24 protein-coding genes are annotated in these 25,374 nt (G+C 56.7%); 11 read left to right on the top strand and 13 right to left on the bottom strand.

Annotated elements, in window-relative coordinates:
- Nucleotides 1-2: 2 nt before the first annotated feature.
- From Q674_RS26320 to Q674_RS26345, 6 genes are all read right to left on the bottom strand, one after another.
- Nucleotides 3-1,124: a sulfate/molybdate ABC transporter ATP-binding protein gene (locus Q674_RS26320; protein ID WP_023008300.1), complete on the bottom strand. Its 1,122-nt coding sequence runs from the start codon at nt 1,122-1,124 to the stop codon at nt 3-5.
- A gap of 1 nt (nt 1,125) precedes the next feature.
- A complete protein-coding gene (cysW, locus tag Q674_RS26325) occupies nt 1,126-1,983 on the bottom strand; it encodes a sulfate ABC transporter permease subunit CysW (RefSeq protein ID WP_023008301.1) in 858 nt (285 codons plus the stop codon).
- Nucleotides 1,984-2,856: a sulfate/thiosulfate ABC transporter permease CysT gene (gene cysT / locus Q674_RS26330; protein WP_011784864.1), complete on the bottom strand. Its 873-nt coding sequence runs from the start codon at nt 2,854-2,856 to the stop codon at nt 1,984-1,986. It abuts the gene before it with no gap.
- A gap of 9 nt (nt 2,857-2,865) precedes the next feature.
- A complete protein-coding gene (gene cysP / locus Q674_RS26335) occupies nt 2,866-3,870 on the bottom strand; it encodes a thiosulfate ABC transporter substrate-binding protein CysP (protein ID WP_023008302.1) in 1,005 nt (334 codons plus the stop codon).
- A gap of 117 nt (nt 3,871-3,987) precedes the next feature.
- The gene (locus Q674_RS26340) at nt 3,988-4,956 is read right to left on the bottom strand and encodes a beta-ketoacyl-ACP synthase III (RefSeq protein ID WP_023008303.1); all 969 of its coding nucleotides are present in this window, start codon (nt 4,954-4,956) and stop codon (nt 3,988-3,990) included.
- Between the two features lie 128 nt (nt 4,957-5,084).
- Complete coding sequence (locus Q674_RS26345) at nt 5,085-6,140, bottom strand: NAD(P)-dependent alcohol dehydrogenase (protein ID WP_023008304.1); 1,056 nt, start codon at nt 6,138-6,140, stop codon at nt 5,085-5,087.
- Between the two features lie 123 nt (nt 6,141-6,263).
- Here Q674_RS26345 and Q674_RS26350 point away from each other — a divergent pair, with 123 nt between their 5' ends.
- On the top strand, nt 6,264-6,845 hold the full coding sequence (locus Q674_RS26350) for a hypothetical protein (RefSeq protein ID WP_023008305.1): 582 nt from the start codon (nt 6,264-6,266) through the stop codon (nt 6,843-6,845).
- Nucleotides 6,846-6,862: 17 nt separating this feature from the next.
- Here Q674_RS26350 and Q674_RS26355 read toward each other — a convergent pair whose 3' ends face one another.
- The gene (locus Q674_RS26355) at nt 6,863-7,819 is read right to left on the bottom strand and encodes a peptidoglycan-binding domain-containing protein (protein WP_023008306.1); all 957 of its coding nucleotides are present in this window, start codon (nt 7,817-7,819) and stop codon (nt 6,863-6,865) included.
- A gap of 209 nt (nt 7,820-8,028) precedes the next feature.
- Here Q674_RS26355 and Q674_RS26360 point away from each other — a divergent pair, with 209 nt between their 5' ends.
- Nucleotides 8,029-9,018 carry an XdhC family protein gene (locus Q674_RS26360; RefSeq protein WP_023008307.1) on the top strand — a complete coding sequence of 330 codons (990 nt, stop codon included), beginning with the start codon at nt 8,029-8,031 and terminating at the stop codon, nt 9,016-9,018.
- A gap of 18 nt (nt 9,019-9,036) precedes the next feature.
- On the opposite strand, the gene Q674_RS26365 is transcribed toward Q674_RS26360, so the two are convergent.
- From Q674_RS26365 to Q674_RS26380, 4 genes are read right to left on the bottom strand one after another with little or no spacing between them, the layout of a single operon-like run.
- On the bottom strand, nt 9,037-10,866 hold the full coding sequence (locus Q674_RS26365; RefSeq protein ID WP_023008308.1) for a protein kinase domain-containing protein: 1,830 nt from the start codon (nt 10,864-10,866) through the stop codon (nt 9,037-9,039).
- Nucleotides 10,867-10,875: 9 nt separating this feature from the next.
- Nucleotides 10,876-12,462, bottom strand: a complete 1,587-nt coding sequence (locus tag Q674_RS26370; RefSeq protein ID WP_023008309.1) for a dihydrolipoyllysine-residue acetyltransferase — start codon at nt 12,460-12,462, stop codon at nt 10,876-10,878.
- A 26-nt stretch (nt 12,463-12,488) separates the two neighbouring features.
- Entirely contained in the window at nt 12,489-13,466 is a 978-nt protein-coding gene (locus Q674_RS26375) for an alpha-ketoacid dehydrogenase subunit beta (RefSeq protein ID WP_023008310.1), read from the bottom strand.
- Between the two features lies 1 nt (nt 13,467).
- A complete protein-coding gene (locus Q674_RS26380) occupies nt 13,468-14,652 on the bottom strand; it encodes a thiamine pyrophosphate-dependent dehydrogenase E1 component subunit alpha (RefSeq protein WP_023008311.1) in 1,185 nt (394 codons plus the stop codon).
- Nucleotides 14,653-14,928: 276 nt separating this feature from the next.
- On the opposite strand from Q674_RS26380, the gene Q674_RS26385 reads away from it, so the two are divergent.
- Nucleotides 14,929-16,392 (top strand): malate:quinone oxidoreductase, encoded by a 1,464-nt coding sequence (locus tag Q674_RS26385; RefSeq protein WP_031209861.1) that lies wholly within the window; start codon nt 14,929-14,931, stop codon nt 16,390-16,392.
- A 29-nt stretch (nt 16,393-16,421) separates the two neighbouring features.
- On the top strand, nt 16,422-16,883 hold the full coding sequence (locus tag Q674_RS26390; protein WP_023008313.1) for a methyltransferase family protein: 462 nt from the start codon (nt 16,422-16,424) through the stop codon (nt 16,881-16,883).
- Here Q674_RS26390 and Q674_RS26395 read toward each other — a convergent pair.
- Entirely contained in the window at nt 16,880-17,794 is a 915-nt protein-coding gene (locus Q674_RS26395; RefSeq protein WP_031209862.1) for a pirin family protein, read from the bottom strand. The two genes, Q674_RS26390 and Q674_RS26395, sit on opposite strands and share 4 nt — an antisense overlap.
- 158 nt (nt 17,795-17,952) lie before the next feature.
- Between Q674_RS26395 and Q674_RS26400 the strand changes: the two genes are divergently transcribed.
- From Q674_RS26400 to Q674_RS26420, 4 genes are all read left to right on the top strand, one after another.
- Complete coding sequence (locus tag Q674_RS26400) at nt 17,953-19,353, top strand: PLP-dependent aminotransferase family protein (RefSeq protein ID WP_023008316.1); 1,401 nt, start codon at nt 17,953-17,955, stop codon at nt 19,351-19,353.
- A 116-nt stretch (nt 19,354-19,469) separates the two neighbouring features.
- A complete protein-coding gene (ccoG, locus tag Q674_RS26405) occupies nt 19,470-20,858 on the top strand; it encodes a cytochrome c oxidase accessory protein CcoG (RefSeq protein WP_023008317.1) in 1,389 nt (462 codons plus the stop codon).
- 241 nt (nt 20,859-21,099) lie between these two features.
- A complete protein-coding gene (locus tag Q674_RS26410) occupies nt 21,100-21,405 on the top strand; it encodes a hypothetical protein (protein WP_014421613.1) in 306 nt (101 codons plus the stop codon).
- A gap of 363 nt (nt 21,406-21,768) precedes the next feature.
- A complete protein-coding gene (locus Q674_RS26420) occupies nt 21,769-22,314 on the top strand; it encodes an NUDIX hydrolase (RefSeq protein ID WP_014421611.1) in 546 nt (181 codons plus the stop codon).
- Here Q674_RS26420 and Q674_RS26425 read toward each other — a convergent pair.
- A complete protein-coding gene (locus tag Q674_RS26425; RefSeq protein ID WP_014421610.1) occupies nt 22,277-22,528 on the bottom strand; it encodes a hypothetical protein in 252 nt (83 codons plus the stop codon). The two genes, Q674_RS26420 and Q674_RS26425, sit on opposite strands and share 38 nt — an antisense overlap.
- 454 nt (nt 22,529-22,982) lie before the next feature.
- Between Q674_RS26425 and trxA the strand changes: the two genes are divergently transcribed.
- The 3 genes from trxA to Q674_RS0120600 all read left to right on the top strand — a co-directional run bounded on the left by trxA (nt 22,983) and on the right by Q674_RS0120600 (nt 25,341).
- Complete coding sequence (gene trxA / locus Q674_RS26430) at nt 22,983-23,306, top strand: thioredoxin (protein ID WP_014421609.1); 324 nt, start codon at nt 22,983-22,985, stop codon at nt 23,304-23,306.
- A gap of 131 nt (nt 23,307-23,437) precedes the next feature.
- The gene (locus tag Q674_RS26435; RefSeq protein ID WP_023008319.1) at nt 23,438-24,391 is read left to right on the top strand and encodes a LysR family transcriptional regulator; all 954 of its coding nucleotides are present in this window, start codon (nt 23,438-23,440) and stop codon (nt 24,389-24,391) included.
- A 191-nt stretch (nt 24,392-24,582) separates the two neighbouring features.
- Nucleotides 24,583-25,341, top strand: a complete 759-nt coding sequence (locus tag Q674_RS0120600) for a hypothetical protein (RefSeq protein WP_031209864.1) — start codon at nt 24,583-24,585, stop codon at nt 25,339-25,341.
- Nucleotides 25,342-25,374 lie beyond the last annotated feature (33 nt).

Below are 25,374 nucleotides of genomic sequence, written 5' to 3' on the forward strand. Positions count from 1 at the left end.
CGTCACATATTGCTGGCGTTGGCCGCCTCGGTGTATTGCCAGTCGATCGTTCTCGGTTGAACGCTGTCGGCGACAAAGAGGTGGCCAACGTCTGGTACCGCGTACCAGAGCTCACCACGGGTGGGGTTCTGGCGCGCAAACTCCGCATGGCTCATGCCGATTTCCCAGATTTCATCGCTCTGCCAGCCTTCCGGGGCAAGTTCAATACGCACTTCCGAGCCGATCAGGCTGATGGCCTCAATGCGCAACGGCAGGCGGGCCTTGGCCGCGGGGGATCGGGACAGCTGAACCTCGTGGGGGCGCAGGTAGAGCTGGGCTTCCTGATCCTGGCGAATCCCCGGCAAGGATACCCAGGCATCGCCCTGAACCAGCTTCTGACCTTTCACCAAACCCGACAACACGTTGACGTGGCCCAGGAAGTCGAAGACGAAACGGCTTTCAGGTCGGGCATACAGTCCGGTCGGTGAATTCACTTGCTCCACCTGACCCTGACTCATAACCACCACCTGGTCTGACAGCTCCAGCGCCTCTTCCTGATCGTGGGTCACGAAAATGCTGGTGAAATGGTATTCGTCGTGCAAGGCACGCAGCCAGCGGCGCAAGTCCTTTCGGACTTTGGCGTCCAGGGCGCCAAAGGGCTCATCCAGCAGCAGAATACGAGGCTGGGTTGCCAGTGCCCGGGCCAGCGCAACACGCTGTTTCTGACCACCAGACAACTGCGCCGGATAACGTTTGGCCAGTTCCGGCAATTGAATCATTTCCAGCAGCTTGGCCACCCGTTGGCGGATTTCCGGTTTCGAGGGGCGCTGCTTTTTGGGGAGCGACTCCAGGCCGAACGCGATGTTCTCGGCAACGGTCAGGTGCCGGAACAGTGCATAATGCTGAAACACAAACCCGATGTTGCGGTCGCGAACGTGTAACTGGCTGACATCGTCACCACCGAACAGGATGCGGCCGGAATCCGACGACTCCAGCCCGGCAATAATCCGAAGCAAAGTGGTTTTGCCGGAACCAGAGGGGCCGAGAAGGGCAGTGAGCTGGCCTTCGGGGATATCCAGAGACACATTCTTCAGTGCCTGAAATCCTCCGAAGTTCTTGTTGATCTGGTCAATGGTGATACTCATGTCACGCACCTCCTTCTTCGGGCGTCGCGTGTTCAGCTCGGGACTGACGCCATTCGACAAATGCTTTTGCAATCAGTGTCAGGATGGCGATACCGGCCAGCAGCGAAGCGCTGGCAAAAGCCCCGACAATGTTGTAATCCTGATAAAGCAGTTCAACATGCAGCGGTAAGGTATTGGTTTCTCCGCGAACATTCCCAGATACCACTGAGACCGCACCGAATTCGCCCACTGCGCGGGCGTTGGTCAGCACCACCCCGTAGATCAGGGCCCACTTGATATTAGGCAGTGTGATCTTGCGAAAGATCCGCCAGCCGGAAGCACCCAGCACCACGCCGGCTTCCTCTTCCTCGCTGCCTTGCTGCTGCATCAGCGGGATCAGTTCTCTGGCCACAAACGGGCAGGTTACGAACACGGTTACCATCACGATGCCGGGCCATGAAAACATCAACTGAACGTCGTAATTGCTTAACCAGCTGCCCAGCCAGCCGTTGCGGCCATAGAGCAACAGATACAGCAGACCGGCAACGACCGGTGACACCGCAAATGGAATATCGATCAAGGTGATCAACAGCTTGCGCCCTGGAAAACGGAACCGAGTGACAGACCAGGCGAGGGCTGTCCCGAAGACAAGGTTGAGCGGCACCGTGAGTGCGGCCACAAACAGAGTCAGGCCGATGGCATCCAGGGTGTACTCATCCAGGACATTGCCGGCAAATGCGCTCCAGCCTGTGCTCAGCGCCTGCGTAAAGATCACCACGACCGGGATGACCAGCATGATCAGGGTGATCGAGAGGGCTAGCCCGATCAGGCTGCGGCGCACCCAGGGTTGGTCACCAATACGGCGGTTTTGCGCAGCCATTTATCGACCCTCCAGCCTGCGCAGGTAGCGACCCTGCCAGAGGTTGATGGAGAACAGCAGAATCAGCGAGGCCAGCAACACCAGCGATGCGATAGCACTGGCGGCCGCGTAGTCATACTCCTGAAGACGGATGAAGATCATCAGGCTGGTGACTTCGCTGACATAGGGCGTGTTGCCGGCGATAAAGATAATCGCACCAAATTCTCCCAGGCTCCGCGTGAAGGACAATGCGATTCCGGTCACCAGGGCGGGCCAGAGTGATGGGAATATAACCTTGCGGAACACGCGCCCGTCAGACGCCCCCAGGCTAACGGCGGCTTCTTCATCGGCTGGCGACAGCTCCTCAAGCACCGGCTGCACCGTACGCACCACAAACGGGATACTGGTGAAAGCCATGGCCACCACGATGCCCAGCGGCGTAAACGCAACCTCCACACCGATTTTGGCCAGCCATTGGCCGTACCAGCCATTCTGGGAAAACAGTGTTGCCAGGGTGATGCCGGCGACGGCAGTCGGCAAGGCAAAGGGCAGGTCCACCACAGCGTCAACGATCCGCTTGCCCGGAAATTCATAACGAACCAGGACCCAGGCCAGCAGCAGCCCAAAAAGGCCATTGAACAGAGAGGCCGCGAGGGCCGTCCATAACGTGACCTTGTAGGACTCCACCACGCGCGGATCGGTGATGGTGAACCAGAACTGGTCCCAGGTCATGCCTGAGGTTTCGACGACCAGTCCTGTCATCGGAAGCAGTAACACCAGGCTGACAAAAAACAGCGAAATGCCGAGGCTCAGACCGAACCCCGGCAATACCCGTTTGTTACGACGACCAAGGCGCCGCACTGGGGCGACGCCTGCTTGAGCGGAGGTGGGCATGGCTTGCTCTTACCGGCGCCGCTGCAACTGGTCCAGCTTGCCGCCACTGCTGAAATGGGTACTCATGGCGTTTTCCCAGCCACCGGCAATCTCTTCAATGGACAGTAGTTTCAGTTCCGGGAAGCGATCGGCATTCTCGGCTTTCACGGCGTCGTTGTGAACACGGTAGTTGAAGCCTGCCAGCAGGCGCTGGGAGTCTTCGGTATAGAGGTGCTCCAGGTACTCCTTGGCCAGCTCGGCGGTGCCATTCTGTTCAACGTAGTCGTCAATCCAGGTCACCGGGAATTCGGCCAGGAAGCTTACCTTCGGCGTAACTGCCACGTATTCACCGTTTTCGAAACGGTCTGCAATGTTAAGAACCTCAGATTCGAAAGTCAGCAGTACATCGCCAATGCCGCGCTCAACGAATGTGGTAGTAGCACCACGGCCGCCGCTGTCAAAAACGCGTACCTGACCAAGCAGGTCCGCCATGAACTGATCAATTTTTTCCTGATCGTCGCCAAACTGATCCTGGGCGTAGCCCAGAGCGGCAAGGTAGGTGTAACGGCCGTTACCGGAGGTCTTCGGGTTCGGCATCACCAGTTGAACGTCTTCGCGAACAAGGTCGTCCCAGTTCTTGATATTCTTTGGGTTACCCTCGCGTACCAGGAACGCCATGGTTGAGTAGTAGGGCGAGCTGTTGTTCGGCAGGCGATCGGCCCAGTCTTCAGGAATCAGGCGACCGCGCTGGTGCAGGATGTCGATGTCGGTTACCTGATTGAACGTCGCAACATCCGCTTTCAGGCCCTGGATAATGGCCTGCGCCTGCTTGGATGAACCTGCGTGGGACTGTTTGATTTCGACCGTTTCGCCGGTTTTTTCCTGCCAGTGCTTTTTGAACTCTTCGTTGTAGGCAGCGAACAGTTCGCGAGCGATGTCGTAAGAGGTGTTGAGCAGCTCCCGGTCTGCAGCCAGTACCGGTTGGGCGGAGAGCAGGGCGGCGCCGAGCGCGATTCCCTTGAACAGTTGCTTCATAACGAGCTCCTCAGAATGATGGTTCTAATCTGAGGAGCAATCTAACAAAAGGTTTTAAGAACGAAAAATATTAAAAATAAATATTAAAAGGCTTGCTTGGCATATAGGGGCCAGTAATTAGTAGCGTAGCAGTGCCGACCCCCAGGTGAAGCCGCCGCCAAAGGCTTCCAGCAGAACTACCTGTCCACGCTGGATTCGACCATCGCGGACGGCTTCATCCAGCGCCAACGGGATGGATGCCGCCGACGTATTGCCATGACGATTGACGGTCACCACCACCTGATCCATAGGCATATCCAGCTTTCGGGCCGTGGCAGCGATAATCCGCAAGTTGGCCTGGTGCGGAACCAGCCAGTCGATCTCGGATTTCTGCATCTGGTTGGCTTCCAGGGTTTCATCGACAATCCGGCCGAGCGTGTTCACCGCCACCTTGAAGACTTCGTTGCCTTTCATTTCCACAAACGCCTGGCCGGCTTTTACCGCATCAAAATCGTTAGCGATACCGCAGGGTACGTGCAGTAACTCCTCATACCGGCCATCGGCGTGCAGATGAGTAGACAGAATGCCGGTCTCCTCACTGGCCTCGAGCACAACCGCACCGGCGCCGTCACCAAAAAGCACGCAGGTGGTGCGGTCTTCCCAGTTCAGAATCCTGGAAAACACCTCGGCGCCAATCACCAGCGCCTTCTTGCTTGAACCGGTACGGATGAACTTCTCTGCGGTGGCCAGGGCATAGACAAAACCGCTGCATACTGCCTGGATATCAAAGGCAGGGCAGCCCTGAATGCCGAGCCGGGCCTGCAGGATACAGGCGCAACTGGGGAATACCTTGTCTGGCGTGGTGGTGGCAAAAACAATCAGATCAATATCGGTAGTTTCAATACCGGCGGCTTCAATGGCCTTCAGGGCCGCTTGCTCAGCAAGATCCACCGTGCTTTGTCCGGGCAGGGCAATATGCCGTTGCTCGATACCGGTGCGTTCGCGAATCCACTGGTCAGAGGTTTCCACCTTCTGTTCCAGGTCGCGATTGGTAACGATGTTGTCCGGCAGATAGGAACCGGTTCCGGCAATGCGTGCAAAGGTCATGGACAATTTCCAGGGGTTTATAGGGTAACGATAGACCCATGCTAAACCTTTGCAACCGGATTGGTTATTAGCGGATTGTCAAAGACTGCCCGGGCGACACATTGGTCACCCGGGCAAGGGGAGGGAGACTAGCCTTCTTTCAACGTTTTCATATCAATGACGAAGCGGTACTTTACATCGCCTTTCTTCATGCGAACGTAGGCTTCGTTGATGTTTCGGATATCCAGCATCTCGATATCGCAGGTAATGTCGTGCTCAGCGCAGAAATCCAGAACTTCCTGGGTTTCCGGCATACCACCAATGAGAGAACCAGCCACCACACGGCGCTTGGTCACCAGCAGGCCGGCCTGAAGGGCGGGCTCAATTGGTGTGAGCAAACCCACGAGGATATGCGTGCCGTCGTACTTGAGGCATTTCAGGTACGGATTGAGATCGTGGGCCACCGGAATGGTGTCGAGCAGAAAATCGAAAGAATCGGCGGCGGCTTTCATCTGCTCCTTGTCGGTGGAGATGATGACGTGGTCCGCGCCCTGCTTCTTCGCTTCCGCCACCTTGGCTTCGGAACGGGTAAAGATAGTGACTTCGGCACCCAGCGCTTTGGCGAATTTCACGCCCATGTGGCCCAGACCACCCATGCCCAGCACGCCAACCTTGTGGCCTTTGCTGACCTTGAAGTGCTTGAGGGGGGAATAGGTCGTGATGCCTGCGCACAGAATGGGAGCCGCACTGGCCGGGTCGAGCTTTTCCGGCACCCGGACGACAAAGCGTTCGCTGACAACAATCCGCTCGGAATAGCCGCCGTGAGTGACCGAGCCATCGTGGCGGTCCAGGCTGCCGTAGGTCATGGTGGAGCCTTCAATACAGTACTGCTCCAGGCCGGAGTCGCAGGCGGAACAACTGCGACAGCTGTCTACCATGCAGCCCACGCCCACTAGGTCGCCGGTTTTGAAGTGACCGACCTCCGGCCCAACGGCGGTGACCCGGCCAACGATTTCGTGGCCCGGAATGACCGGATATTTTGAGCCACCCCAATCATTTTCAACGGTGTGGAGGTCACTGTGGCAGACACCGCAGTAGTCGATCTCGATCGCAACGTCGTCTGCACGGAGCTCCCGGCGATCAATGGCGTAGGGGGCCAGGCCGGAATCCGGTGCAGTGGCGGCGTATGCTTTGGTATTGGCCATTCGTTCACTCCTTTTCAGTTTTAGAACAAGGATCACGGTTCTGCCGCGGCAGGACAGTTACCTTGTGTAACTCAGCACATTTCAATTGTAACCTACGTATTCCACTCCATCAGGGATGACCAGATGACAAACACGCAATCTCTCAAAGCTGTGTGGCTGGTGAGCGCAATCGCGCTGGGCTCGGGCCTGGTCAGCGGTTGTATGCCGGGCACCATTGCCACCGGCGTGGGCACCGGCTTTGTGTATGAACAGAAGCAGGACCATAAGCATCGCCATGAAGTAGAGCGGGCGGTGGATCAATACGTTGAGGACCACGCCAATTCTCCGTGCAGGCACGGTGAGGACCGGGTAATGGAGTCTGCGGCGGAGATTCTCAAAGAATACCGGTTAACCGGTTTGAAGGAAGTGCTGGGCCGACTGGATAAGATCTATCAGGATGAAAGCCAGCCGGATCGCATCCGGGCCGGTGCCCTGTACAACATGGCAGTCCTGCAGTCGCGCCGCAAGGAACCCAACAAGGTGCTCGCGCGGGAGTACTTCAAGCGCCTGTATGTGGAATTTCCCAACGAGTATCGCTGCATCTTTGAAGAATCAGACTGGCGGGATTCGATGATCGAACAGCAATTACTGCTGCCCGGAGAGACGGTTGAATCCTTCCTGAGAGATGCGAAAGCTGATGTGGAACGCATGAAGCGGCAGGACTGAGCCTGCCGCCTTCAAAATCAGGCTATCCAGCCGAAAAAGAAATCAAATAGCCAGGAGAAGAAACCGCCGCTGCTCTGAGGGCGCGGTTCTGTTTTCGTTTCCTGGTTTGCAACCGGTTCGCTGGCGTTCGCCGCTGGTGCATCGACAATCACGGGTTCTGGCTCGGTCGTTTTTGCGACAACAACCTCTTGTGCCGGCTCCGTTTCCGAAAGCTCGGACTCTTCCTCAACGGCGAGCGGCTCGTCCGGGCCCGCTGCGGTGGGCTCGGTAGGCAATTGGGCGATCAGCTCTTCGTTATCACCAGCGACCACCTCGACAACTTCTGCCGACTCTTGAACTGTGGTGGCTGGCGCTTGACTACTTTCGGAAACGGATGAAGAAGTTTCAGTAACACGCTGTTCTGTTTGGCTTTCAACCAGGTTTGGTTCAGGGTTTTCTGCTGGGGCCGATTGCTCTGCCAGCTCCAGGGCCGCCACCTGATTTTCTTGCGGTTCCGCAGTATCCACGACCTCCGGCTCGACTGTTTCCGGTTCAGGATCCTGAACTTCGGGGGCTGGTTCCGGCTTGGGCTCTGGTGCGACAGCGGCAACGGAACGGGCGGGAGAGCGGGCATTTGTCGTAAGCCCAAGTTGGTCACGTGCAGCAGACCGGGAAGCCACAGAGTTGCTCTGGATCGTCAGGGCCGGAGCCGCCTCCACACCAAGGGATTTGAGCGTGGCTGAATCCAGATTTCCGCTTGCTGAGAGCTCTGGGCGATCGGACTGATACTGACGAATGGCAGTTCGCAGCTTGGCGTCTATCCAGCCGTCGGCCGTGCCGATATCGTAACCGGACCCATAAAGCGCATTTTCCGCAGCAAAGACGGTATGGGTGGGAGAGGCTGCCTGGGCCCAGCCACAGATGGCAATGCTTGAGACAACGGCCAGACTTTGCGCGGCGGTTTTGCGGCGTCCCTGCAACGGTGAGCGTTTCATGGCGAATCCCTCCAGAGGCTCTTTGGTATTGTTGTTTACATATTGTTACCGAGTGTCTTCACGGTATCAGGGATTAATAGTTGCGCCTATGAAGTGGTTAACAAGTTGGCGCAAGGTGCCCGTAGGATGTTGCGGAGGTTGCTGGTATTGTCACAACCCATCATGCACAGAACGGGCAGAGCACCCCCGGCAGTTTTGGCAGACCAAGCATGCAAAATCTCGATTATCGCGTTATACAGCAGGCCATTGACTGGCTGGAGCAGGGGCACACGATCTGGCTATGCACTGTGCTGTCCACGTTCGGCTCTTCACCCCGGGAACCTGGAGCGATGATGGTGGCTAAAGCCGACGGGGCGCATTTTGGTTCACTGTCGGGCGGCTGTGTGGAAGAGGATTTTCTGCATCGGCTGGTGAGCGGGGAATATACCCTACCAACCGTTGTCCTTCGCTATGGCGGCCCCAGCCAGGATAGCGGGAATCCGTGGGTGAAGCTGCCCTGCGGGGGGGTGCTGGAAGTGCTAGTGGAAAAGCGGTCTCCGGGGACTTATTTTATCGATCAGCTGCGGACACTGCTGCAAGGGCTTTCAAATGGTGAAGCCCTGGAGCGGGAGGTAAGCCTGGCTCATGGCCACACAAGTCTGCACCCCGCCCATGATCACGGTAGCCGGGTGATATGGGAGCAGGGAAGCGAGACCATAAAGATTGTCGTCGCACCTGTGGCTCGATTGATCCTGGCCGGATATTCAACCGTAGCGGACGCCTGCGCCCGGTTTGCTCTGAGCCTGGGTTATGAGGTGGTGATTTGCGACCCACGGGAAGACATTACAAGCACCCTCAATTTGCCCGAAGGTGTCGAGTTTATTCCCCAGCTGCCCTCGGTATACCTCGGCAAAGACGGTGCCTGCACACCCTCGACAGCCGTGGTGGCCACCACGCACGATCCACGGATTGATGACCTGGCGATGATGGCCGCGGTCAAAACACCAGCGGGCTATATCGGCGTCATGGGCTCAATGAGCACGTCGAAAGCCCGGGCGGAACGGTTGAAGCGCAGTGGTGGGCTCACCGAGGCCGAGATTCAACGCATCCATATGCCGGTGGGGCTGGATATCGGCAGCAAGACACCGGCCGAGATTGCCCTGTCGATTATGGCCGACGTGGTTCGCGCCCGGCGCCAGCATTTCGGGGCGATCAGCTAACGTTCTCGGTTCTAGGTTCTAGGTTCTCGGGTTTCGGGGGTAGTACCGGTCGGGTAGCCGCTCGATGTGGGGGAAAAAACGGGTGTCCTTGTAGGGCATCTTCATATATCCCGACACGCCAAGCCCGGTGATCTGCTCCACCGCAGACAGGATCTCGCCCAGCAGCGCCCGGAATTCCGCCTCCCGTTCGGGGTCCAGCAACCGGTAATGGCTGTGGATCTTCAGGTGCCGGGGCAGAGCTTCGAAGATGATCATTCCGGTGTGGTGAATGTCGTTCAACCGTTCCAGTGCCCGGATAATCGTCTCGGGTAATACCAGGAATTCTTCCGGGTCGGGGCCATCCTCAAAATAGGAATGCACGCGGCTTTCATCTTCCACTTCCGGCGCTGCGCTCACTTCGTAGTGTAGATTCATGCCGGGGGAGACCAGAAACGGCTGGCCCGGATCTTCACGATCAATGTGCAGGGTGTTACGGGCGTTGAACAGGCAGCTTTTGAATATCCCTTTGCGGTAGATGGCCTGGGCCAGGTACACCATATTGTTGACAGCCTGGACAAAGGCCGATTTCAACGTCGGATCATGCAGGTTCAGAGAGGTATCGATATAGATGCCGTCGGTTTCCCAGCGTACCGCCAGGCCACCTTCTACGGGGTAGCGCCCGAGCCGACTGACCGCCGCCAGAAACGCTTTCTCGGTTTCCCCCATGCCCTGCATGAAGTTCTTGTAGTAGCGGTCGAGCTGGACATCGTTGACATCATTCAGGGTCTCCGGCGCGCCTTCCTCCCGCAAAAACGACTTCCGGGAACTGTATACCACGGTATCAATTTCCTGCCCGGATGCCCGAACCCACACCGGTACCTGCGGAGTGGTTGGCCGTTCCGGCAGGTCAATCATGACCGTGCGGGCCATTCGGGGCATTTCCCGCAAGTAGTAATCACCAGCCTTGCGGCGAGTCTCCGGGTCGGGCGCCAACATGCCATCGAGCATACGGGCAAATTCCATGGGCAGCCCCAGAGACGTGGCCGGAATAGCCCGGTGGCCGAATCGACAGGATTGTGCAGAGGCGAGGGCGTACAGGGTTCCGGCGGCGCCCTGTTCATCAAAGCGGGGCGAGGAGAGCCCGCCATTCAGCTGCTCCTCGCCGATGAAATAGACATCACCCAGTCTGGCATTGGTCTGCTGAAGGTTATCCGACATCAGCTCCATCACATTCGCCGTGACGAACTGTTGATTGGCATCCAGCTGGGCGAACACCGAAGACCCCCAGTCAATCAGCGCAATATTTTCAGTGCGGGCGTCAAACACCAGGTTGGACGGTTTGATGTCACCGTGAACAATGGGGCGGCCGGCGGGCCCGTTTTCCCGGCGCAGGCAGCGCAGAATATCTGCCAGTTGGTCCGCAATTCTAATAACAAGTCGGGGCTTCAGGCGGCCTTCCTGCAGGGAGACTTCTTCCAGATTGAGCCCCGCGGCTCGCTCCATGACCAGGATAGGTTGGTTGTTGGCGCGCTGGAAGGCGATCAGTCGCGGCACTCTGGGGTGATGCACCTGCTCCAGAATGAAGGCTTCGTCTTCCAGGCGATCCTGCAGGTGCTGGGGCAGGTTGATGCGGGTGAATTTGAACACATGCTCCGGGCCCGGTGTATCCAGGCCGGGAAAGCGGCCGGCAAACACAAACCCATAGGCGCCCTTGCCAATCAGTTCAACATCCCGGTAACCCAGTTGGCGGAGCTGGGCAACGCAAAGCGCCACCCAGTCCTTGAGCTTCTTGGCATCATCGTGACTGAGCAGGTAGATCGACTGCTCTTCCGGTATATAGAATTGCTGAAGATGCTTTTCCTGCTCCATCACAGCCCGTTAGCCCATATGTAACAGCATGGTCTGGGGCGACTCCAGATAGCTCTTCCAGAGATTGCAGAACCGCGCGATGGTGCCGCCATCAATAATGCGGTGATCGCCGGCCCAGCTGATCGTCATGATCGCTCGCTCAACCACCTGACCATTGGCATCGAAACGCGGTAGTTTCTGGGTGCGGCCCAGCGCCACAATCGCCACTTCCGGTGCGTTGATGATGGGCGCCGCGTAGGTGCCGCCCAATGCGCCGATATTGGAAATGGTGATCGTGCCGCCTTTGAGGTCATCCTGGCTCACGCGGCCGGAACGGGCGGCTTCAGTCAACCGTGCGATTTCCTCGGCAATACCCAGCAGGGTGAGCTGTTCAACGTGTTTGACGTTGGGCACCACCAGGCCAGCCTTGCCATCTACCGCCATGCCGATGTTGCAGTGGGGCAGGTAGCGGATTTCGGTCACATCCTCGTTCAACTGACTGTTCAGTACCGGGTATTCCTGAACAGCCAGGGCCATGGCTTTCATAAAGAATGGCATGAGCGTGAGCCGGGTGCCTTTGGCTTCGGCCTCCGGCTTCAGCTGCTCCCGAAGCTTGAGCAAGTCGGTTACATCAATATCCTCACTGTAGATAAAGTGAGGAATGGTGGTTGCCGACTGAACCATAGTCCGGGCCATGGCCGCTTTCATGCCCTTGATCGGTTCCACTCGAACTTGCTGATCGCCGTCTGCGTGGCGGCGTGGCGCCGCGCTGTGTTCAACCTGGCGGTCATTGGCGCTGGAATCTGATTTGGGCTGCTCCAGGTGTGCCAGAACATCTGACTTGAGTACCCGACCATCCTTACCGGAACCCGCGATATCGCTCAGGTTCAGCTCGTGCTCGCGCACCAGCCGACGTACCGCAGGGCTTGCCGGAATCCGGGCCCGATTGCCGGTTGCCACCGGTGTGGCTTTTGCAGGCGCGGCGTCCGCCGACGGCCTGGATTCAGTCTTTGGCTGAGGGGCGTCTTCGCGATCCCGCGGGATGAATGCAAACAGCGGTGAATGCACCCGCGCCATGGATTGCTGCTCATGGTAGAGCTTGGTGATTCGGCCGGCCTTGGGGGCGGTGATTTCAACCATGGCCTTGTCGGTCATGACGTCCACCACCGGCTGATCTTCTTCGATCTCATCGCCCTCGGCCACGCGCCATTCAACCACCTCGCACTCGACAATACCTTCGCCGATGTCCGGCAAAATAAAGTCTTCAGTCGCATTATCTTCCCCGCTTTGTGCGGGTTCCGGCTGGGCTTCAGTTTCTGGCGCGGCTTTTACCTGGGATGGTTCTGCAGTGCTAGCCTGTGCCTGCGCCCCGGCATCGTCACTTTCATCCACGAGCTCGAACAGTGGCGCATGCACCTTCGCGATATCGCCTTCCTTGTAATAGAGACGCGTAACCCGGCCCTTGTAGGGAGCGGGTATTTCCACCAGTGCCTTATCGGTCATTACTTCAGCCACCGGCTGGTCTTCCTCGATGACGTCGCCTTCGGCTACCAACCATTTGACCAGTTCACATTCCACGATACCTTCGCCGATATCGGGCAGAATAAAATCACTCATGCTTGTTCTCCTGTCCTGATATCCGCCTAGAATTCTACGCTTTCCCTGATGGCCTCGTAGACCTTCAGGTGATTCGGCAAGTGCTCTTTTTCCAGCACCAGCGGGAAGGGGGTGTCCATCCCGGTAACCCGCGCAATGGGAGATTCCAGGTACAGGAAGCAGCGCGCCTGAATGGTCGCTGCAATTTCGCCGGCAAAGCCGCCGGTGAGCGGCGCTTCGTGGGTGATCACCAGGCGCCCGGTTTTGAGCACCGAGTTGGCCACAGTTTCCACATCCCAGGGTAGGATGGAACGAAGGTCAATCACCTCACAGGAAATGCCTTCCTTCTCAGCGCGCTCAACCGCCTGGTCAATCACGTCCATCTGGGCGCCCCAGCCAAGAATGGTCACGTCGGTGCCTTCCTTGGTGATTTCCGCTTCACCCAGGGGCAGGCGGTAATCTTCATCTGGCACTTCGCCCACGGACGCCCGGTAGAGGCGCTTGGGCTCAAAGAACAGTACCGGGTTGGGATCGTGGATGGCAGCCAGCAGCAGCCCCTTGGCCTGGTGTGGGTTGCGCGGCACCACAATCTTGAGGCCCGGGGTGTGGGCGAAATAGGCTTCCGGGGACTGTGAGTGGTAGAGGCCGCCGGCAATGCCGCCGCCATAGGGCGCGCGAATGGTCAGTCCACCGACGTTGAAGAGGTTACCCGAGCGATAGCGGTATTTCGCCGATTCGTTCACGATCTGGTCGAAGGCCGGGAAAATGTAGTCGGCAAACTGAATTTCCGCCACCGGCACAGAGCCCTGGGCGGCCAGGCCGTTGGCAAAACCGATAATGCCCTGTTCCACCAGCGGTGTGTTGAAACAGCGGGACTTGCCGTATTTCTGTTGAAGATTACTGGTAGCGCGGAACACGCCGCCAAAAACGCCCACGTCCTCACCGAAACACAACACTTTCTCATCGGCCGCCATGGCGGTATCCAGGGCATTGTTGATGGCCTGGAGCATATTCATCTTGGTCATATCACGCTCCTCCCTTAACGTGTTCGGCGCTCTTTGGGTACTCATCCGGATATCGACGAATGTGGGCCTTCAGTTTTTCAAACTGCTCGGCCAGCATGGGAGGTACTTCGTCGTAGACATCGGTAACCAGGGTTTCGAGGGCTGGTGGCGGACGCTTCTGGGCCCGCTTCATGGTTTCCAGCACTTCCCGGCGCATATTTTCCTGAAATTGTTTTTCGTCGTCCTCACTCCACCATTTCTTGCTTTCCAGCCACAGGCGCATGCGCAGGATCGGGTCTTTCTCGCGCCATACCGCTTCCTCGTCTTTGCTGCGATAACCCGACGGGTCGTCGGAGGAGGAGTGGGCCGCAAGGCGGTAGCTCATGGCCTCGATCAATACCGGGCGATTGTGTTTAACCGCCAGTTCCCGGGCGGCACTGGTGGCTGCGTACATGGCCAGTACGTCGTTACCGTCTACCCGGATAACGTCCATCTTGTAGCCGTAGGCCCTTGGTGCCACGCCGTCGGCTGCAAACTGTTCGGCTGCTGGCGTGGAAATGGCATAACCGTTATTCCGGCACAGGAAAATAACCGGCACCCGATGGACCGCGGCCATGTTCAGGGCGGCATGAAAGTCACCCTCGGAAGCGGCGCCTTCGCCGAAATAGGTGATGGTGCAGTGGCCGTCTCCTGCCAGTTTCTGACCGTAGGCATAGCCGGTGGCCTGGGGAATCTGGGTGGCCAGGGGCGATGAGATGGTCATGTAGTTCAGCTTTTTCGAGCCATAGTGCACGGGCATCTGGCGGCCCTTGCCGTAATCAAGCTCGTTGCCGAAAAGCTGGTTCATGAATTCGTCGATGGAAAAACCGCGATAGGCGAGGGCGCCTTGTTCCCGGTACTGCGCCATGATCATGTCGTTATCATCCAGCGCGGCGGCGCTGCCAATCACAGCGGCTTCTTCACCGGTGCACTGCATGTAGAAGCTCAGACGACCCTGGCGCTGGGCTGCCAGCATTCGCTCATCGAGAATCCGGGTGGTGACCATGGCCCGGTAGATGCGAAGGGCTTTATCCTTATCGAGATCCGGCGCCTTGGCACTCTTATAGAGCTTGCCGTCCTGCTTCAGGAGCTTGAACGTGGGAATGCGGAATTCCGCACCATCGGTAAACGAGGGGGAATACACAACTTTCGGTTTTGTTGTTGTCATAGTCCTCTTCCTGGGGTATTGGCCTGAGGAAACAAAACACGCCTTGTGGGCGTGTCGTTAATGTCATTGTAGACAACCTGGGGGAATCTGGTGTGGATCATTTCAGGCTTGCCTTTACCTTAACGTAAACTGCATGTCTCGGGTAGACCCAAAACGTGGATTTTTATTTAACTGTGCCACACCGATGAATTTTCCGTGTTTGCCGCAAGCATGCTAACGTCAGTACAGGTACTCTATTGAATAGCTTCAGTAAACGGACTTGGGCGGGCAAGGCATATGAATGTGATTGTGATAGGTGCAGGAATTATGGGAACCACTTTTGCCACCCTGGCGAAAGAACTGGCGCCCGAGCTGGACATCACCATTCTGGAGCGACTGGACAGCCCAGGCGCGGGCAACTCCTGGTCTTTCAACAATGCCGGCACAGGCCACGAGGCCAACTGCGAGCTCAACTATACGCCGGTGGATGGCGAGGTGATCTCGGTGGAGAAGGCCTTGAAGATTCACGCCCAGTTCAACGTTGCCAAGCAGTTCTGGGCCTACCTGATACAAAAAGGGGCGATAAAAGACCCCACAAGCTTCATCAACCAGACCCGCCATTGCACTCTGGTCTCCGAGCCGTCCATCGAGGAACTCAAGCTACGCTTCAAGGAAATGTCCGCTCACCATTTTTTTGAGCGCATGCGCTTTTCCGAGGAGTTTGACGAGATCAAGAGCTGGATTCCCTACACCATGGACGGCCGGCCCCGGAATGAAAAAATGGCAGCGACCGTTGTGGAAACGGGAACCGATGTGAATTTTGGTGCCCTGACTGAACAGATGGCGGAATACGCGACGAAGCAGTTGGGCGTAAAAGTCGAGTATGGCGTCCATGTAAAGCGGGTGCACCGAAACCCAGCGGGGAGCTGGTTGGTAGAAACACAAACCCGGGGCGCTGCCGTTCAGCATCGAGCCGACATACTGTTTGTTGGCGCGGGCGGGGGTGCCTTCCCCATTCTCAAGAAAAGTCATTTGCCGTTTGCCCGGCGGTTTACTGGTTTTCCGGTGGGCGGGCGTTTTCTGCAGGCGGAAATCACCGAAGAGCAGGCTCGCCAGTATCGCGCAAAAACCTATGGCAAGGCGGAAGTTGGTGCACCCCCTATGTCCGTACCTCATCTGGACCTGCGGGTGGCTGACGGCCGGCATTATTTGCTGTTTGGCCCCTTTGCTTCGTTCAAGCCCGTTCTGGAAAAAGGGCGCGGATTCATTGATTACCTGAAGGCCATGCGCCTGCACGATATCCCCGGCCTGCTAAATGTGGCGATGGAGCATTTCCCGTTGGTGAAATACCTGGTTTCTGAAACCTTCAAAGGCGAGAAAAGTATGCTGGAGTCGCTGGAGAAGTTCGCCCCGGGCCTGAGCTCCAGGTTTGACTGGAAGCCCATAGAGGCTGGCCAGCGGGTTCAGATCATCAAGGATGGGGATCTCCAAATGGGCACAGAAATTATTGTGTCCAAGGACAAAACCTACGGCACTTTGCTCGGGGCGTCGCCGGGCGCCTCGGTGTCACCTGAGGTGATGTTGCGGGCCCTGGAGCAATTGTTCCCGACGGTATTTGCCGGAGAATCCGCAAGATCCAAACTGAAAGAGATGTTCCCTGAAGACAATCTGGATACACTGATCAACAATCCGGAGCGGTATCGTGAGATTCGGGACGCCGTGAACTCAACCTTGGGCATCCAATCAGAGATACCAGCGTAGCCGAGCGTTCTCAGGGACGAATACAAACAGTGAAAGCACTCGAACTCAAAGTTCCCCCCGTCGTTCTGGCCATCCTTTTCGGGGCGGCCATGTGGGCAATTTCGAGACTGTTGCCGTCGGGCTACTTTGCCGTCCCGGGCAGGCTCATCCTTTGCACAGCGGTGTTGCTGGCAGGCGCCGGCGTTGCCCTGGCAGGCGTTCTGGCGTTTCGCTCGGCAGGCACCACCGTGGATCCTCGTACACCCCACCAGTCGGCCAGCCTGGTGATTGATGGCGTTTATCGCTATACCAGAAACCCCATGTACCTGGGTTTTCTGCTGATGCTCATCGCCTGGAGCTTGTATCTGGGCAGTGTATTTGCCGCACTGTTACTGCCACTGTTCATGCTGTACATGAATCGCTTCCAGATCAAACCCGAGGAACGGCACATGCGGGCGTTATTCGGTGACGACTATACCCAGTACGCCTCACGGGTTGGGCGCTGGTTCTAGCCGGGTAAGGGAATAAAGTCTTCTTCATCACCGGGTACGGTGGGAAAACGTCGGTTCTGCCAGTCATCCTTGGCCTGTTCGATACGTTCCTTTCGGCTGGACACAAAATTCCATTCAATAAACCGTCGGCCCAGGGGTTCACCTCCGACAAGGGCGAGCCGGGTATCCTCAATCGCCTCAACAGTCACGCCTTCGTGAGCGGCCAAAACGGCCATGGAATATTCCGGCACCTCCGTTCCGCCTGCCAGCAGCTTTCCTTTGGCAACATACAGGCCGCGCTCCTCAGCGTCCGGCAGGGTAAGCTTCTGCCCCGGTTTCATCCACGCCTCTATGTACAAAGTGTCGGCAAACGTCTTGACTGGTGACGTGGCGCCGAAAGCGGTTCCCATCATTACCCGCACCTGAACGCCGTTCACGGAAACCGATGGCACTGTACCGCCGGGATAATGATAGAACGCAGGTTCGGTTTCTTCGTCTGCCTCCGGCAGCGCCAACCACAACTGCAAACCGTGGAGCGTGTGGTCGGCGGCTGTGATTTCCGGGCGTTCCCGCTCCGAATGGACAATCCCCCGCCCGGCCACCATCAGGTTGATGTCCCCGGGGCGAATCGGCTGCAGGCTGCCCAACGAATCACGGTGCAGGATTTCACCTTCAAACAGGTAGGTGACGGTCGCAATGCCAATATGGGGGTGAGGGCGCACGTTAATGCCATCCCCGGCCGCAAAATGGGCCGGCCCCATATGATCAAAAAAGATCCATGGTCCGATCATTTTCCGGCCAATTACCGGCAGAACCCGCCTTACCGAAAAGCCCCCGAGGTCACGGTTTCTGGGCTGAAGAAGCTGGACTATAGCGCCACATTCATCGGTAATGGGGCAATCCAGTTCAGTGTCGGGCGCGAGATTGCTCATGATAAACTCCGGGCGCGATTGAAAGGTGTGGTGTTTTTAAAGCTTCGTACCAGCCTGAACAGGTGTCAAATGGCACCCCCGCCGGACTACCTCCAGGTTGCGGGGTGTCGTGAATGCTATGAGACGAAGACAGCTCAATCGTTGAGCATGAGACCTCTATGAAAGTCGAGCCTCCGAGATACCAGGTTCTGGAAGAAAAACTACGAGAAGGCATCCAGCAAGGTCGTTGGCAGCCTGGCGAACGCTTGCCGTCGATTCGAACGCTGTGCCAGAGCCATAGTCTTGCCAAGATCACCGTTCAACATGCGCTGCAGCGTCTGGAAGCGCAGGGGTTGGTCGAGGCTCGTGAACGCAGTGGCTTTTTTGTGTCCATGGCGCCAAACCGATTTGAGAGCCCAAGTCATCCCGTAACGCTGGAAGCGCCTCAGCCCGTATCCGTCAGTCAGGTTTTTCAGGACATTATGAGCCGAAGTGCGGCTTTCGATCTGCTACCGGGCTCCGACAAGAATGAAGTACCTGCTGGCATCGTGCAGCTGAATCGCTCTATTTCCCGGGCATTGAGGCGCCAGCGCGGAGACTTTCAATACTATGATGAGCCGGCAGGAGACCCTTCGTTACGGCAACAGATAGCGCTGCGGGCGGCAAAACGTGGTTGGCAGGCAGAAGTAGATGAGCTTTGCATCACGTCTGGTTGCCAGCAGTCACTGTTCCTTGCGCTGATGGCGGTATGCCAAAAGGGTGATGTCGTTGCGGTTGAAGCACCCGGTTTCTATGGCGTTCTTCAGTTGCTGGAACAACTGGGGCTTCAAGTAGTAGAGATTCCGGCATCGGCGGAAACGGGACTGGATGTCGGTGCTTTTGAGCAAACATTGCAGCGTTGGGACATCAAAGCCTGCGTGGTCTCTCCGTCGTTTGCTACCCCCACTGGCGCTTCAATGCCACTGCATTCCCGAGTACATCTGATAGAGCTCGCAGAACGCCATGACCTGGCGATCATAGAAGACGACATATACGGCGAGTCTGGCTGGCTGGTCGTGCCGGATACACTGAAAGCCGTCGACCACCCGAACAGGGTCATCCACTGTAGCTCGCTTTCCAAAGTGCTTTCCCGGGACCTGCGTTTGGGCTGGATATCCGGAGGGCGATGGCACGACGACATCGTTCGGCTGAAGCTTACATCACAGCTTGCCAGTAGCCGGTTCATTCAGCGCGGAGTTGCAGATTTTTTCGCGGATGGCGGGTATGCGGCCTACCTGCGGCGATACCGCCAGCAACTGCAGCGCCAACGAGACCAGTTGCTCGATTTGCTGGGTACATGGCCCGTCCCGATTCGGGCAACTTCTCCGGCAGGAGGGTTGGCGCTGTGGCTGGAATTGCCAGAGCATGTTGACACCATAAAGCTGTATAACCGCGCCTTGGAGGAGGGTGTCGTGATCACTCCAGGTGAGCTCTTTTCGATGTCCGGGAAATTCTCAAACTGTTTACGGCTCAGTTTTGCGCACCCCTGGACGAGAGCCAGAGCTGAGGCATTAATGCGGCTCCCCAGTCTGATGGCCTGACACAAACCCTCATCTGTCCCTATCAATTTCAAAAAATGTGGTCCTGCCCCTAATAAACCAATACCTCTATCCTGCCGCCACTCGATCACATCCGATGACAGGTAAGGGGTGCAGCGGTGACCCAGCTCATTTCCGTAAAACAGCTCGACCAGGCGCCTGGCGCCAGAGGAAACCAGAAAATACAGCCACGATCCTTTACGGGCCTTTATCGACGCTTGAGGCTCTGCGGAGGAGCTGTACTGTTCGCCCTGTATTTTGGGGTCGCCTGGCTGAACTGGAATGACCGTCAGGCCGTGCTTTGGGATCTGGCGGCGAAAGAGTTCCATATCTTTTCAGCCACGTTCTGGCCAGAAGATCTCATTCTGTTATCGGCAATTCTTCTGATATGCGCATTCGGACTCTTCTTTATCACGATGTGGGCCGGCCGTGTGTGGTGTGGCTATGCCTGCCCACAAAGTGTCTGGACCTGGGTATTCCTGTGGGCAGAGCGCTTAGCCGAGGGCGATCGCTCCCGAAGAATCAAGTTGGACAGAGCCGGGCCAAGTGTAAATAAAGCAGCCCGAAGAGCCTGCAAACATGGCCTCTGGCTCATAATCAGCCTGATTACCGCGATTACGTTTGTTGGATATTTCACCCCGATCCGGGCCCTGGTTGGAGATTTGGTGAGCCTGGAGGCGTCTGGCTGGGCTGCGTTCTGGGTCTTCTTTTTTACCGCAGCCACCTATTTGAATGCGGGCTGGCTCAGGGAGAAGGTCTGCTTTCACATGTGCCCTTATGGCCGCTTTCAATCTTCCATGGTCGATGCCGATTCGATGGTAGTGAGCTATGACGCGGCGAGGGGAGAGCCCCGGGGTTCTCGTCGAAAGGGTGAGCAGCGCGCCCCGGACGACGGCCTCGGAGACTGCATTGATTGCCAGTTGTGCGTTCAGGTCTGCCCGACAGGTATCGACATTCGCGACGGACTGCAAATGGAATGCATTGGCTGCGCGGCCTGCATTGATGCCTGCGATTCCATCATGGACAAGATGGGGTACGACCGGGGACTGGTTCGCTATGCGAGCGAGCGGGAACTGGCCGGTGGCCGGACACATGTTCTCCGACCTCGTCTGATCGGCTATTTCCTCCTGCTGGTTTCGACGATCGCCTTGTTCTCCTGGGGCGTCGCGTCCCGGCCGCTGGTGACCCTTGATGTAGAGCGGGATCGAGGGATGTACCGGTTTACTGCAGACGGTCAGATTGAAAACAGCTATCTGTTGAAAGTAAGAAACAAGGACAGCGAGGCGAGGTTTTTTATACTTGACGCAGTAGGACTTGAGCATGGCGAATATCAGGGGCCAGGCAGTCTGGCGCTGGAACCCGGGGAAAAAGCCGAGATCCCCGTATCCGTCACCTATCCGCCTGAATCTCTCTCGAGCGCCAATGTGAGTATTCAGTTTGAAGTCAGCTCAATGGACAGCAAGGGAGCGCCTGTCACCTCCCGATCAACCTTCCTCGGGCCCAGGTAATGCCTGGCCGCGGCGAGCATCATCTCTCTTGCCGTCACTGCGTGCCAAATGCTGGCATGCCCGAAAGGGTGTGCCAGTTATCGGCATGGCGCGTCACTTGTGCCAGCAGCTGGCATCGCTATAATTGGCGCCCGCTTTGGCGTGCCCAGGCTGCGATTTTACCGCTCGCCCCCGGCTACGCCAGAAACTGGCACCGGCAGAAGCTCGTGCCACTTGTTGGCATGACGCTTCCAGAGAGTCTATGTACCGCGATTTCAAGACCACCCTTGAGCTCATTACCACCGTGCTGGATAACGCTGATCTGACTTCAGATGAGATCCGAAGACGTTATGCCAACATGCCTGACCGGACATTCAAGCGACACATGGCGATTGCCCGTAAACACGGCGCACAGATGGAATGTGTCTCTGATCCTGCCGGCCGCTACACCTGGATTTGTCGCAACAGAAATCAGATAGAGAGCCGGGTCCGAACCTGGCTGATCTTTGAGCGCGAAAGAACGCTGGTGGGCGATTCCCAGCTAGACCTTTTGCATCAGTCTCTGTAGTGGCTTTCATTTGCCCGAATGTGGCGCATGCCGAAATCGCCACCATTGCCTCGATTTTGCTAAGCTTTCAGGGAGCAGGGAGAAGATGCAATGGCCTTCCATAACCCGGATCCGAAAATCCGTGAAATCGAACGTGACAACGCCCGACTACGTGCCAAATTTTTCGCCGAACTGTTTGGCGGTGCCTGGCGTGTGTCTCGCCGGGTTTTGTTGCGCTGTCGGGTCCGCCAGCCGCGCGTTTGTTGCGTGAAAGCTGAGTGCGCACCCCACGAAAATTCTGATCAGCGAAGTGCAAGCTGCTCACAGGTACCGCGCTGACATTTGCCCCGCATACCTGACGAACAACGACGAGGTGAGCATTTTATGGCTGCGGCAACCGAAAGTGAGCTTCGGAGTAACAGATATATGCACCCGGTGGTGGCGACGATTGCGGTGCTTTTCAGGAACGATGAAGTGTTGCTGGTGCGCCGTGCTAACCCGCCGGACGCGGGTCGCTGGGGGTTTCCGGGTGGAAAAATGGAACTGGGAGAGACGATCGAAGCCGCCGCTGTCAGGGAACTGTTCGAGGAGACCGGCATTCGGGCGACCGCCGGCAGGGTATTCAATGCCGTGGATGCCTACGACGTCGGGGATGAAGGGCATCTTCGTTCCCACTTCGTCCTGATCGCCGTTCTCTGTCATTGGGAGGAGGGTGAGCCGATAGCCGCCGACGATGCACTGGATGCGGCGTTCGTTCCGATGGCGACCCTGGGCTCAAGCGACCTCGCTCTGAGTCTTGATGTTGAGGAGATCGCTCGGGAGGCTTATACGTTGCTTCGAAACCAAAAACGCACCGTCCCTGGTGCCAAGACGCAAATGAAGCAGCTAAAGCTCAACCGTGGCTTTCGGGCTGAACCTGGCCGCGGATAACAATCTGACCACTGTATGGGGCCGGTTTGGCTGCATGGCTCTCCGCGTCGCGATCCTGAATTTCACCGCGAATCACGATCTGTCCGCTATAGGGGGCGGGCTGAGCCTGCTCCGAGCGGCCCTCATCGGATTTGCGGTCTGCCAGGGTTGCGTTGGCGGGCAGGGCTGCGGCTGCAAAGAGTGAAACCAGAGTGATGAGTACAAATTTACGCATAACACGTTCTCCAAAGTTCGATGGGTTAGTGCTCATACCGGTGTCGCCAATGGACTCGATATCAGATGGAGCGAAGTATGGAGCTGTAAAGTCGAAACAAATAATTCCCAAACGGTATGCAATACATCATGTTTGGTGATGAGTGTTGATGCTTTCAGGTCATGGAGTGCACGTATAACTACTTATCCATAAGCATGAATAATATTTTGAGTGAGCGCGCTTGATCAGCCCCGAGCGCAAACGGGAAATTGACCAGGTTTCTCGGCACACTTTTCGGAGTTGGCTGTGATTTCCCGCTGTCTGGTGCCGGTTGGGGTGGCACGTAGCAAGCGGTTGTAAGGGGCAGGCTGGAAATCATCATTGCAGGAAATGGAACTTATACAGTCCTGGAATTGGTTTTCACGGGCAGAAAGCTTCAATGTTTGAATCAGGTTCAAATGGAGGAGATTTGCCGATGACCAGCATAATAGAAGTAACCGATGTGAATTTTGAGCAGGAGGTTGTGAAGAGCGATCGCCCCGTGCTCGTGGACTTTTGGGCGCCCTGGTGTGGCCCCTGCAAGACGGTTGCACCAATGCTTGAGGAAATCGCAGACGAGTTTGGTGAACAACTGACGATTGCCAAAGTAAACGTGGATGACAGCCCGGACATTACTGCCAAAATGCGTATCCGGGGCATTCCGACTCTGTCCCTGTTCCAGGGCGGCGGTGTTGTTGCCCAAAAGACAGGGGCTGGCAGTCTCAGTGAGCTACGGGCATTTGTAAAAGGCCACCTTTGATGCACATAAAAGCCTCCTGAACGGGGGCTTCTTCGTTTGAGTGGTGAACATCGCCTTTGACGGAATGCCGCAATTGCGGTCGAGTCATTTGCCAGCCAGAATTGACCGGTGCTCAGGATCAGGAACGTTAAATGAAGACACAAGAACTTCAGCTGTTGTACATATTTGACGCCATTATGACTGAGCGCTCGGTGACCCGCGCTGCAGACCGGCTTGCCATGACCCAGCCTGCCGTATCCAATGCGATCTCAAGGATGCGCCAGATCTGGAACGACCCGCTGTTCGTGCGAAAAGGCCGAAACATCGAACCGACATCCTATGCGCTCAGTCTGTGGCACCAGGTTGGCGATCACATGTATGCGCTAACCAATGCGGTGAGTGCGACTCAATTCGATCCGGCCACATCAAAGCGAAAGTTTCGCATCGCCGTAACGGATGTAACTGTTGAAATGATCTGGCGCCAGTTGATTGAATTGCTGGAACGTGACGCGCCGGGAGTGGACGTCCACGCTGTGCCGTACACGCCGGAAGGTACGTACGAGGATCTGCGCGAAGCCCATGTGGATCTGGCGGTAGGTATGCTTACCCAGCACGATCACAGCTTGCGAAGCACCTGGTTGTTTGAAGGTGGATACGTTCTGGCAATGCGTGCCGACCATCCGCTTGCCGGCCGGCAGATCACCATGGAGGAATTCCTTGAGGCCCGACACCTGCTTGTGACAATGTCAGGGGATGCCCATGGTTTCGTGGACAGTTACCTTGACCAGAAGGGGCTCAGCAGGCGCATTGCTGCCACAGTTAACCATTTTTCGATTGTTCCCCAGATTCTCAGGGAGTCGAACCTCATTACTGCAGTTCCGGAGTTGATCAGCCAGGACTGCGGCTTCGTGGACGGCCTATGGATGGGGCAATTACCGTTCGAAGTAGATCCGACCAGTCTTTACCTCATTTGGCACACCCGCCACGACCGTGACCCCGGAATTGTCTGGCTGCGGAACCACGTTGAACGGCTCCTTCGCGAACGCTGGCATGACATTATGACCAGCTCGCCATGTGGCCATTCGACCGTAAAAGCGATTGCCTGAAACGTGTAGAAGCTGAGTCATCACTTTTCGTGATGATAAAGATACCGCAACAGAATTATTCAGCCTCCCGAAAACCTCCAATAATCCTGTGCAGGTGTCGCAAGTCGCGGCATTGGCAAAGGGTTGGTTAAACCGCAGTTTATGCGGTCGGCTTGCCCAACAACCTGCATATCCTGCAATTTGGAGGGGGAATGAGCGGCCAAACAAACTGCCCATCTGTTGACTCACGCTGGAATTCGGCAGCACTCGATGATTCCGGTAGCCAGAAATGGTACAAGCCAATCGTCTCTGTAAACGTCGATAACAGCGGCAACAGGCACATTTACAAGGCGTTCAGATTCTCCCGGGGCCTTCTCGGGAACTATTTCAGATTTCTCGCATCTCACGAATTCAGGATGTTGAGAAGAGTAGAACACCTCGATTTCACGCCTGATCAAGTCTCTCGGCCATCAGACGTCTCGCCCACAGTCCATTATCGCCTGATAGAGGGGCGGCCTATAAAGAACGTTGCGGAAAGCGGCAATGTTCCAGGCGGCTTCTTCTCTCGACTTTTCAGTGATGTGAAAACCCTGCATCAGCATGGAGTGGCGCACATGGACCTCGGCAATTCCGGAAACATTCTGGTTTCGGAGCACGGCGACCCTGCGATCATTGATTTTGGTTCCGCTATACCTTTGAGCTGGCTTCCATCGTCTGTTCGAGCCTGGGCCTGTCGCAAGGATATCGTTGGCGTTCTTAAGCTCTGGTATCGCTTCGATAGGGGGTCCATGCCGCTGTTCCTTCAGCACTATTACGAGAGCAATTATCGCAAAAACATCTACACGCCAAAGCGTTTTCTGAAAGCGTTAAGGCGGTGGCTATGGGGTGGCGCTGACACAGATGGTGTTTCCGGATTGACGATTGTGATCAGTGTGTTTTTCAGCCTGCTGGTGTTGGTTTCATTCACCTGAAGAGCGGCAAGAGAATATAGAGCTGGGCAGGTT

It is taken from the genome of Marinobacter sp. EVN1, assembly GCF_000475375.1.
Taxonomy (GTDB): Bacteria; Pseudomonadota; Gammaproteobacteria; order Pseudomonadales; family Oleiphilaceae; genus Marinobacter; species Marinobacter nauticus.